8 protein-coding genes and 3 pseudogenes are annotated in these 11,367 nt (G+C 42.3%); 7 read left to right on the forward strand and 4 right to left on the reverse strand.

Translation table 11 applies throughout. The features are described from left to right. The 4 genes and pseudogenes from V7K76_RS32785 to V7K76_RS32800 all read left to right on the forward strand — a co-directional run. Positions 1-252 (forward strand): hypothetical protein (locus tag V7K76_RS32785; RefSeq protein WP_335030392.1); only part of this gene is annotated, 252 nt, incomplete at its 5' end. A gap of 448 nt (positions 253-700) precedes the next feature. Then, positions 701-985: pseudogene (locus tag V7K76_RS32790) on the forward strand (AIPR family protein); the annotation flags it as partial. Between the two features lie 176 nt (positions 986-1,161). Next, positions 1,162-2,373, forward strand: a complete 1,212-nt coding sequence (locus V7K76_RS32795) for an aminotransferase class I/II-fold pyridoxal phosphate-dependent enzyme (protein WP_335030393.1) — start codon at positions 1,162-1,164, stop codon at positions 2,371-2,373. A 103-nt stretch (positions 2,374-2,476) separates the two neighbouring features. After that, positions 2,477-2,656: pseudogene (locus tag V7K76_RS32800) on the forward strand (AIPR family protein); the annotation flags it as partial. A gap of 395 nt (positions 2,657-3,051) precedes the next feature. Here the strand turns inward: V7K76_RS32800 and V7K76_RS32805 are convergent. Then, positions 3,052-5,301, reverse strand: a complete 2,250-nt coding sequence (locus V7K76_RS32805) for a cytochrome-c peroxidase (protein WP_334954090.1) — start codon at positions 5,299-5,301, stop codon at positions 3,052-3,054. A gap of 385 nt (positions 5,302-5,686) precedes the next feature. Here V7K76_RS32805 and V7K76_RS32810 point away from each other — a divergent pair, with 385 nt between their 5' ends. Continuing rightward, a complete protein-coding gene (locus V7K76_RS32810; protein ID WP_334954091.1) occupies positions 5,687-5,908 on the forward strand; it encodes a GNAT family N-acetyltransferase in 222 nt (73 codons plus the stop codon). An 806-nt stretch (positions 5,909-6,714) separates the two neighbouring features. On the opposite strand, the pseudogene V7K76_RS32815 reads toward V7K76_RS32810, so the two are convergent. Then, positions 6,715-7,059 (reverse strand): annotated as a pseudogene (locus V7K76_RS32815) (hypothetical protein); the annotation flags it as partial. 538 nt (positions 7,060-7,597) lie between these two features. Between V7K76_RS32815 and V7K76_RS32820 the strand changes: the two are divergent. Then, complete coding sequence (locus tag V7K76_RS32820; protein WP_334954092.1) at positions 7,598-8,287, forward strand: methyltransferase domain-containing protein; 690 nt, start codon at positions 7,598-7,600, stop codon at positions 8,285-8,287. A 374-nt stretch (positions 8,288-8,661) separates the two neighbouring features. Then, the gene (locus V7K76_RS32825) at positions 8,662-9,369 is read left to right on the forward strand and encodes a nucleoside hydrolase (RefSeq protein WP_334954093.1); all 708 of its coding nucleotides are present in this window, start codon (positions 8,662-8,664) and stop codon (positions 9,367-9,369) included. Here V7K76_RS32825 and V7K76_RS32830 read toward each other — a convergent pair. Further along, positions 9,366-9,671 carry a hypothetical protein gene (locus V7K76_RS32830; RefSeq protein ID WP_334954094.1) on the reverse strand — a complete coding sequence of 102 codons (306 nt, stop codon included), beginning with the start codon at positions 9,669-9,671 and terminating at the stop codon, positions 9,366-9,368. The genes V7K76_RS32825 and V7K76_RS32830 overlap by 4 nt on opposite strands. A gap of 382 nt (positions 9,672-10,053) precedes the next feature. After that, positions 10,054-11,256: a hypothetical protein gene (locus tag V7K76_RS32835; RefSeq protein WP_335030394.1), complete on the reverse strand. Its 1,203-nt coding sequence runs from the start codon at positions 11,254-11,256 to the stop codon at positions 10,054-10,056. Positions 11,257-11,367: the final 111 nt, after the last annotated feature.

The following is an 11,367-nucleotide window of genomic DNA, read 5'->3' on the forward strand; positions in this document are numbered from 1 at the left end:
CCATTCATCATCGAAATAGAAGGATTGCTGCCGGAACTTGGGGTAGGTGTAGGCGATTTTTGGGAACTAGATGTGCGACTTGTTGGCTCCAAGCTGGTGATGGATGATGCGAGACTAATTTTGAAATTCCCAAAACGTAGAGAAGAGAATTTTGTTAGTGCCGAGAATCACATAATACCTGGACTGTTGAAAAAAACTAATGGTCAAACTCCAACCGAAGGCAATCAAAAAACAACGACACCAGTACGTTGAAGAAGGCAGAAGGCAGAAGGCAGAGGGCAGAAGGTTCTTTTCACTTATAGGATTCAAACCCCTCCTGAAAAGGAGCCACCAAATTTTCAATTTGGTGGGGGTCTTAAACCCTTGCTCCTTCTAGTCGCGCAGACGGTGACGCTCCTGCGTCGCTAACGCTGCGCTATCGGGCAAGAAGAGTTGGGATAAATCCCTTCTGCCTTCTGCCCTCTGCCCTCTGCCTTTCTTCGATAAAAACAAGAAAATACTGTAGCTGTGCTGGGGAAATAGGCTGCTGCTGATTGAATTTGAGCAAGGTTCTCAGACTGACGGCTCACGGACTTTAACAAAAATAACTCTTTGCGTTGGGGACAACAATTCGGCTAGTTTAGTAACTTGTTCTGAGTGAATTCGATAATAATTAGAGATACATTAGTCAAAACCTATTAATTTCATCGCTAGATCAACCATGCCCAAGACTTGGAACATCAAGATAGATAACTATATTCAAGCCAACCCCAATTGCATCATCGCCACCGCCCATGTAGACTCGTTCCCGACAGACCTGCCCCTAGAACCGAACATCAGGGAACCAAACCGTAAAAGCGCGACCTACAGACAAATCTTCGACTCACTGACCACCGAACCTGCAAAATTCTTCTCTCGCCACAGTGGAATCGTTCTATCAGCTAATATTGTAAAACCAAGCAAAACCTCACTCGAATTAGAAGTCTTAGAAGCAAACGAGGGAGGTCGGCGCTTGTGCAGAGGAGCAGGGGAGAGGCTTATACCAAGTTCTTTCCCCTCTGCCCCTCTGCTAACCACTTTTGCATTGTTTCCTTGGCAGACCACTAGATGCGATCGCTTGTTGTTAATGTATGCAATTACGACTATACTGCCTGCATCAGATAGCAATCAAAGGCTGGGGTTATGCCGGATACGACAGATGAAGGCAAAATTCACTTCATATCACCACAGTTATTGAAGAAATTAGATTACCAAACGCCTATAAGTAAATTTTACGCTTCAGCGACCTATATGAGTCGCCGAACTGAGCCGGAAAGCCTTGATTTTTCCTTGGGTGATGCTCATGAAATGCCACTTCCAGGGTTTGTAGAAGCCCTGCAACGTTGGAGTGTACCACAAAACTCCAGTTGGTATGGCTACAAGGGAAATATTCCCGAATCGCGGGTTACTGTATCTGCATCTCTTCAGGAGAAACGCGGACTTTCTATATTGCCTGAAGATATTTTTATGACTAATGGGACTCTAGTCGGTTTGGCGATTTGTCTGCAAATAGTAGCTGGGGAAGGGGATGAGGTAATTATTTTGACTCCACCGTGGTTAGGTTATAGGCGTATGGTGCATTTTACAGGTGCGGTTCCAGTGGGTGTGCCTGTAGATACCAGCACCTTCGATATAAATTTGGAGGCGATCGCTGAAGCAATTACCGAACGAACTCGGGCAATAATTATTAATTCACCTCACAACCCTACAGGTAAGATTTTTTCAGCTAGGACTTTAGAGGGTTTGGCAACTATACTAGCTGAGGCTTCTAAACTCTACGGCAAGGTGATTTACATGATTTCTGATGAAACCTTCAGCCGCATTGTTTTTGATCACCAATCTTGTCCCAGCCCGACCCAGTTTTACCCATTTTCGTTCTTGGTATATGGTTACAGTAAAACCTTAATGGCTCCCGGTCAACGTATCGGATATATCGCTCTTCCCTCCACTATGCCCAGGCGGGAAGAAATAAGGCGAGTAATCGCTATGTTACAAGCAGGTGCTTTTGGTTGGTGTTTTCCTAGCGTACTAATGCAATATGCTCTAAGCGACTTGGAAAAAATAAACATAAATATGGAGCATTTACAAAAAAAGCGAGATTGGATGGATTCGTCGCTGCGAGGCATGGGTTATCAACTGCATACCCCTGATGGAACATTCTTTTTGTTGGTGCGATCTCCTTGGGAAGATGACTGTGCTTTTGCGGAACTACTGGCAAGTCACGATGTATTTGTTTTACCAGGTACACCCCAGGAAATACCCGGTTACTTTCGGATTTCCCTTACTGCCAGCGAAGAAATGATTTCTCGTGCCTTACCCAAATTTCAAGCAGCTATACAATACGCTGTTGAATAAAAAGTCAATTGACGGCAACAGAAGTATCAATAGAAAAAAATCGCCATGCAACAATGGAATATGTTGCTAATGCCAATTTCCAGTCTTCTGGCGGTTTCAAGACATCGGACTCTCGGAAGACGAGGCTAAGGATATAGCCTTGGCCTCCAACACGACAACGCCAGTAGATTCTCGCTCTAAAGTCAACGCCAGAGGTGATTACAAATTCATCAAGCAGTACTTAGCTCAGTTAGAACAGAAAGAAGATAGGAAATTCCGATTAAACAAATTAGCAAATAGCACCATCAGCTCCCCTAGTTTGGGTTGAACAAAGCCAAACTCAACAAAATCAGGCTTTTGCAAGTCCCTTATTTAGGATTAGTAACGTAGGTCGAATCGTAGTAGGTTTTACCATCTTGGGTAGTTTGGGTGATTTAGCGCTGATTATGTGAAGCTGAAGGGGATTGAGGAATTGAATAGCGTCGGCAGTTGCCTGGTTGCGGTGTAGAGAAGTCAACTGCAAGAGTTCAACAGCAATTATACGTAAAGATTCCAATCAAGCTCTTCATGCCATTAGCAGCCAGTCTGTATCGCTCCACCTGGCAACCCGATTTCAATATTTTGTATAATTTCCGGTGTTGGGGATTTAGTGCCGGGTTTCCCCCACCAAAAGCTCCCCAACACGGAAACGCTATTTACTTACCACTGTCTTGAAGTGACGAGGAAATTTGGAGTGCCATTACCACCATGACTACCAACAGCAGGAATTTCCACTAGACTATCTGTGGCTTTGCCACTACCATTATTGATCACGTATGTAGAATCACCCGGATGTCCATTTGGAACAAACAGTTGTGGGTGATCAAATGGCGCCTTTTCATAGCGGACTCGCTCATCAGTGAGCGATTTGAGGAAGGCTACCAAGTCATTTTTTTCGGCTTCAGTTAGTCCCAACACGGCAAGGGCGCTTTGCTGGCGGAAGTCTCCGCCACGATTGTATAAGTCTACCACTTGCTGCAAAGTTAAAGAACCACCATTGTGGAAATAAGGGGCAGTCAGTTCAACATTGCGGAGTCCAGGAGTTTTAAAACTACCATCGGCAAGTATTGTGTCCTTAGAGCTAACTGTGGTGTTGGATGGGGAACCGAGAAGTTGCTGGAAACTTCCCAGTAGAGCCAGTCTCGTTTCCGAAAGCGGATTCCCAAATGGGTCATTACCTCCAACACTAACATCTTCTAATGTCGGTCTGATGCCGATATTGAAAAAGCCATTGTCAAAGACGAATCTACTGAAATTAGGGATCTTAAGAATCCCAATCCTTTGTTTCTGCACAGAACTCACAGAAGCACTGCTAAGTTCTGCCCCATTATGACAAAGGTTGCATTGAGCTTTACCCTCGAACAGTTGTTTCCCCCGTTGCTGTTGCCCAGTTAGGGCAGTGGTGTTTCCTTCCAAGAAGCGATCAAGTGGGGTATCGTTAGCGATGAGCGTAGATTCGTACATTTGAATTGCCAGCCCAAAAAATAGCGAGAAGTTGTACTCTATTAACCTGTACTCATTGGTTTCCAAAGAGCGATCCGGTTTCTTAACAAAAGTTCTCACACCCTTAGCATCAATTTGAATGAGTTGATTAGACTTCCACCACTCCGGCTTGAAGGCATCTTGAATTAGGCGATCATAGCTTTTATTTCTCAGTCCAGGTTCAGGCCATCTGCTATCTGTACCTAAAACACTGTCCTGTGGATGCACAAGTTGTTTCCCTAGCGGTCTCAGAGGAAATAACTTTTTAGCAAGTTTTCTGGGGAGTTTCTTGCCCTTGCTAACGCTGGCGGATTTGTGATCAATTGATCCGAACTTATCACCTATTTCTTGAAAGGTAAGACCATCAGAAGATTCCTCGAACGAGCTAAGTGGTGGATCGACTGCTTGAGAAGCTAAAGACGAATTATTGAGGCTAACTTTGACAAATTTTAGCTGATTTGGAGTCTGTGCTTTCACGACAGAAGCATGAGAATCTCTCAAACCAAAGGAATTCACTCCATTAAAGATGTTTTGCGCCCTACCGTCCCAGAAGTTGCGGAAGTTAAATACTGCATTAATCGCAGTTGGCGCGTTACGTGGCTCGACGCGACGTACATTTATACCTCCCACGTTAAACACGGGATCTGGTTTAAGCGTTACTTGGTCTTCTGCATTACCCGGTATTACATCAACAAACTTAGTATTGATAACTCCTTGAGAGGAGGCGATATCATTCCGGTCAGACACAACTGTTGTCGGATCATTTGGATTTGACAACTTGTGAAAGGGAAAATCTTCTGGCTTGAGCTGGTAGTTCGGCCCACCGCCGACATTAAAAACCGTATCTGGGTTTTCTGTGCCATCGGCGTTGATCCGCATCAGACCAGGAGATATCTGATTTTTTGATCTGTTGTCGGCTCCGGCATGGAAATGGCAAGTAGCACAGGAGGTTTTTCCATCGCTACCAACTTGCATATCCCAAAAAAGAGCCTTTCCTAACTTAATGGCGGCTACTTTGTCTTTTATAAAGTCTCCAAGATTATCAGGCTCTGGAACCGAAACAGTCTTGAGAGAAGCTAGAGGTGGAAACGCCGTAACCTGGGCAGATACAGTATTTCCAGCTATTACTGCTGCCACAACGATCGCAGCAATTGTTATAGTTTTTGAAAGTTTTGATACTATTCCGTTAGGTTTTACATAACCAGATTCCCCCCTTTTACGCTTTGGATCAACTGGAAATTTAGATGATGCTCCACGAGACTCTTGGTCATTAAAAGACCATAATTTGAGATTTTTTAAACTCCGAATTCCCTGCTTGATCTGCACTACCATCGATTTGAGCAAAAATCGACCATTGCCGGTTAGCAGCAAAAACATTGGAAAGGTAGCAAAAAGCAACCCTAAACTGACTATGCGTAAAATTACCATATTTTCAGATCAGAAAACACTTAAAATTTTACTACTTATCTAAAGCTTTTTACTTATTATCAGCCGTATAAAATGTGACTATTTTTATTTGATTAATAATAAATGTAGAGAGGAAAAGGTTAGGTTGTGAGTAAGTTTTGTCAATAGGTCTAAGTATATAAATAAATCTGCATCAGAATAATAATCGTAATAGGGGTATGAGTATCATCGGCTCAGATAACCGGGTTAAGCTTAAAAGCCTTATTAGGTAAGGATTATGACGATAATGAAGGTCATTGACTTAAACTTATCATCGAGTAACTACTCAACGATAAAATAAGGGTTTCAGCTTCTAAAAATCTTTGTATTACTCATGTAATATCTATTAACCCGGTTTTCTGCGCGAATGCTACTCATACCCCTTGCCTCTGCACACCGACGGCAGGGGATCGCAACGGCATTAATTCAGAAGCTTCAGGAAGTAGCAGCAGCTTATGGGGCTTATGTCATTTTCGTCCAGGCGGATATTGGTGACGATCCAGCCATTAAACTTTATACAAAGCTGGGCGATCGCGAAGACGTATTGCATTTCGACATACCAGTTAATGGCGGCAATAACAATGCCTAATGCTTATCCGAGTAGTGGCTTTTCGAGAAGGCATACTAGAGAGCAGGTCAATTTTTTACAATTTTAAGTATCACATGAGTCCTAATCAGGAGCAATCTCATCGATGATAATCTGGGCAATTCTCGTTATCCAAGCCATTCGGGTGTATCCCACAGACTAGCACGTTGTCCCCATACTCAACTCCATGATAGTTAATGCAACCGATGCAAGCTATTGGTCGGCTAATTTTGTCATCAAAATCAAAATCATCATCCTCCGATTCATCTGCTCGAACTAATGATGCATTACAGTTGGGGCAGGTTTGAATATCTCGCCCCAAGTCTTTAACTAGACAAGTGAGCGATTGCCACGAGTTTAGCGGGAAAAGAATTTCTTCCGATATTAGAATTGTCCGTTAGGACATCATTATTTGTATTCATAGCCGTCAGCTTTGTGTATGGTTTTCAGATATTTAGGATGAACACCAAAGTTTTGTTCCAAAGTGTGCAAAACAAAAATAGGGTGAAACTTAATTGCAATTCTGCCTGTATAAATTCCGGCAAATTTACCAGTAGTAAAACCCTGGAAATACTTAACAAAGTCGCAAGTCGCTTTTTCGCAGTCGCAAGTGAAGAACTCTCAAACAGTTCAGTTTAACAAAGTCGCTTTTTCGCAAGTGAAGAACTCTCAAATAGTTCAGTTTAAGTCCCCAGCTTCTATCAAGCCGTAAGTATGTTAGGCGGGGTCTAAATCCCCGTTACAAAACTTATTTGCGACAGCGAAAGAGTCACTTGCGACTTGAGTTTAATTCTGACTTTTCACGGGATTGGGCAATTACGGTGCAAGTACGTCATTCGCAATAGCTGTGCGGCAATCACAGTTAAAAATCCCAACATCGTTGACATACTTTCACCAGCTAATCGGTAGTTTTCGGCTTGGCAACCTGACTTGAGAATTTTATGATACTCTTCAACCCGCTAACGGTAGGTATACCAACGGAGAATTTGAGTTGCTGATTGCTCCGAATCAACTAGCTCAGTAGTTAATAGCATCCACTCTACTGGTTCACAATTTTCTGGACAATTAATTTCTCTTGCATAGACTGCATAAACATGAAAACTACCTTGATTTTTTAGCCTTGTTGGAGGACTGATTGATACTGGACAATATCTAAAATCACAAGCTAATTCTCTGGTATTAGTTCGCGTACATCTTCCGCGAACCAACTTCCCTTTTCCACATGGGGATATGACGAAATACGTGTAAAATGACCCACGTTGTCAACTTTTGTAACGCCTACTTTCAAAACTCTTGATTATTCGATGTTTCAACATCCAACTTGGTCTAAAACTAGAGAAGCTGACACCTTATGCCAAGTGCTTGAAAGCATTGTTACAACTTGCTTGTAGCTTTTGCTTCTCAAAATATACAGAAGTTTACGCAGTTCCGGCTTTCAATAGTGTCGGAACATTTTCATAAATTCAGTGCTGGATTTTAGAATTTCAGGCATTAAAAATAGCACTAAAATGGGTAAAGTTCCAATTCCAAAACTCCCAAAGGAACTTATTGATGGGATATGGCACTTCATGTCAGCGTCTCTAGTATTGCCCCATTTAGGAAGTGATCTTCTTCCAGAGTTCGTTTCTTCTGCAACAGAGCATCGTGGACTAAAAGCATTTGAATGGTACTACGCACTTTTAGAGGTAAAGTATGAGAAACGAGAAAGTTGACAATAAGCTTAATAAGATACGACAGGTTAGAGAACCATACGGCATCTATATGGGGGGCATTTCTATTGTTGTATTCCCAAAAGTTTATCCAACATCTGAGCTATCTGAGCTTATTTGCGAATGCATGGACGATCCAAATTTTGGCATTCGTAAAGGAGATCGAGTGCTTGATTATGGAACTGGTACAGGATTTTTGGCGGTTCAGGCTGCGCTTAGGGGAGCAACTGTCGTAGCTACCGACATCAATCCTTATGCTGTGAAATGTGCGGAAGAGAATGCACGCCTTCACTCGGTATCTTCTAGAATTACAATTCGTGAAGGGGATGGATTCTCACCACTTCGCTCTGATGAAAAATTTGACATTATTGTTGCCGAACTTCCTTGGGATTGTTCTCATGCTGAGGACGTTGTTGAATTATCTATGTACGATCCTGAATTTCACATGCGTAAAATCTTGTTTAAAAATGCTCTGGAAGTTCTACAGCCGCATGGGCGAATCTTTATGACGTATGCTCGATTTATTCAGCAGAGATATCCTATCGAACAGTTTGGCGAGTCCTTCATCTATCGCGTTGTTAGAGAGCGTGTCATAAAAGGCGAGCCACACTATGCTTATTTGATTAACCCTGCTCCGGCCATCAATTTACGCACGGCTTCAACCGAATCCTAATTAGGTGGATGCCTAAGCCAGGAAGTCACCCCCCTGACTCGGCTACAGAACCGTGCATGAATTGTTAAATTCACACGGCTCGGCGTAAATAGAAGGTTCATGCAACCAGGGGCAACCTGTAGCTAAAAACCTTATACAGCAACCGTTACAGAGATTGATACGAGATTTAACCACGCTCATTAAAAGATAAGTTGCACAAATGATTTTTCTAGCTCATAGACAGTAAAAGAACTTTGCCTAAAACGGAGCTTGGAGTACCTGTAAGTTTGTGTCTCAAAGTATTATCGCTTCGTCTCGAAATTGAAAAACATTGCCTAAAATGAGACGAACTAGGCAATATTCTCATTTGTATTTCTTATCAATTAAGGCTAATTATGCGTAAACTACTAATTGATACAGATACTGCTTCTGATGATGCTGTAGCAATTATGATGGCCCATTCTTGGACAGATGTACAAGTTGTTGCAATAACAATTGTTAATGGAAATGTTTCTGTTGAACAGGGTTTGAAAAATGCACTGTACACGTTAGAAACTAGCAAGGCTACTACACCTGTGTATGTTGGGTGTAAAAAACCAATTCTCAGAAAAAGTAATTATGCTGAATGGTTTCATGGCAAAGATGGTATGGGAAATATGTACTATCCCGATTCACATATCAAACCTAAAATGTCACATGCAACTGATGCAATCATAGATTTACTAAAAACTTATCCTGATGAAATTACCCTCGTCACCTTGGGGCCTCTTACAAATATTGCTCTTGCATTAAGCCGTGCTCCTGAAATTGCTTCCTTAGTTCCTCGCTGTGTAGTAATGGGTGGATCTGCTAATACAGTAGGTAATGTTACACCTGCTGCTGAATACAATATTTGGGTAGATCCAGAAGCAGCAAAGGTCGTTTTTCATAGTGGAATGCCAATTGAAATGGTTGGTTGGGAACTCAGCCGATATACTGCCGCATTGACCTCTACTGAAATCGACATGATTGAGGCTTTCGGAACAGATAAATCGCTTTTAGCAGTGAATAGCAATCGATTTTCTTTTGAAGCTTCTAGAAAACTACAAGAGTCAGGAGTTTAATTCCCACCCAATCCCGGAAAAAACTTGCTCCAGACACTTTGCCCTTTAGGGGTTGAATCCCCTTGCATAATACCAAATGATCCTTGCTGTTGAGATTGAATCTCTTGCATATTAAAAGAATGAATCGTCTGTGCTAACTCTGGATTGTCTTCTAATAATTCAGCCTCAAAGCTTAATTCCTGCTGCAACAGTTGGGCATTCCGGCGCAAGAACATCTGCTGATTGTGTCGCTGTCTGATAAGGAATTCAGTTAGGTGTAATTGTTCTTCAAAACTCAAATTGTCGTATTCGTCGTTATACATGAGAATTCTTCTCCAATTAGCTTAAAACTTTATTTTTAGGAAAATTAACGATACTGTTCAACTAATTAAAAATGTTTGACCCCTCCATAAAGTAATTGATATCCCAGCCTCAATCTTGTAATAAATTCGTCAGTATTACGATTGCCCAAAAGAGGATTACTACGGCTTTTTATCCAGTTAATTGGACTATGACAAATCTCATTATGACAACGGTAGCACGTAGGAAATGTAGATTGACCAATGATGTCGTTGCCGTAGTAAGCGTGATGGATTTCTTCACTTTTCTTCGTCAGACAAACGACACAATAGTTGTGAGTTTTTCGGTGAGCGATTGCTACTTGTTTTTTATACTTTTTCAAATCGCCATACCGAGCATTCCAGTCTAGTTCACCGAATCGGGAAAACCGAGATTTTCCAGCAGTAGGGTAACGCCTTTTTCGTTTAACTCTTGTCCCGTTAATTCCTGCCACTTTTGTTTGATTTCCTGAAAATGCGGTCTTCTCCCTAATTCTGTTGCCCATTTTCTAATTTCTTCATACCAGTCAATCTGCTGCTGTGAGGATTGCTGATTATTTTTAGAACTATTAACAGTGTCAGCATTCGGTTTGAAATCTTGTTTTTGTTCCAGACCTTTGATATCAAATTCCGGGATTAGGGCAACAAAAGGATTAGACCGAGTGGGAATCACTAAGGCATATCGAACTCCAGCTTTATCTAACATTTCGCAAGCCTGTCGTAAGACTTCCAAAATCTCCTTTTTAACGTTTACAAAGTCTTGTGGATGGTCAAGGATATAACTCGATGTCTGCCCCATCGCAATAAAGCAAACGTTTTTCAGAGATGGACGGCTAAATCCGGTTTCTCCAGAGAGCGGGGACTGGCCCATAAACACCCCATGTCCTTTAAGTCCAGCAGTGAATTTGATGATATAGTTCCAAAAACCCTGCAAATCTTTGGCAGTATCAGCATCAACCATTCCCGGAAGTCCCTTGCCTCCACCATAAACACTATCTACTTCATCCTGAGCAAGAAATAATTCGGGAACGCCCTGACATTCACCACCAACAATTGATACTCTGGCTTTCTGCTTGTCAATTTGGTCTGTGGCAAAGGTGATCCAATTTTTTAATTCTTTCATGCCGTCAAACTTACGGCTAAACTTGCACAGCCATCTGGTGACATCATCCTTTGGATCGCTGCCGATGACAATTGCTGGTGTTTGAGATTTTGCAGCAATTTTGTTGATAATCACCCCAGCCAGCGTAGACTTCCCAGATTGTGTTCCACCAGAAAGGTAAAAATGATGATTACTGCGAAGAGTCATATTTTGATTAGATGCAGCATCACATAGTTCATCAATCCAAGCACCATCAATTCTGATGTACTCAGGATAATTAGCTGCTAGGGCTTGCAGAATTTTCATCGCACCCGGATTAATCACGGACTGCACCGACTCTTCATCAATGTCAGCAATATCGGGATTGGGAATACCAGTCGGTGAAGGTGATTGTTGTGCTGGTGGTTCTGGGAGCGTAACCAACCCTTGCAACTGATATTCAGCTATCCACCGGGGGCGCTCTTGCATTGGTAGCCGATTCACGTAATCAGCAACTCGGCGTTTAGCTGCGATGCCTGCGGCGGGCTATGCCTACGCAGTCGTGACATAATCATAAACAGCCTCACCTTGTAAATGCTG

This window comes from Nostoc sp. (assembly GCF_036917975.1).
GTDB lineage: Bacteria > Cyanobacteriota > Cyanobacteriia > Cyanobacteriales > Nostocaceae > Nostoc.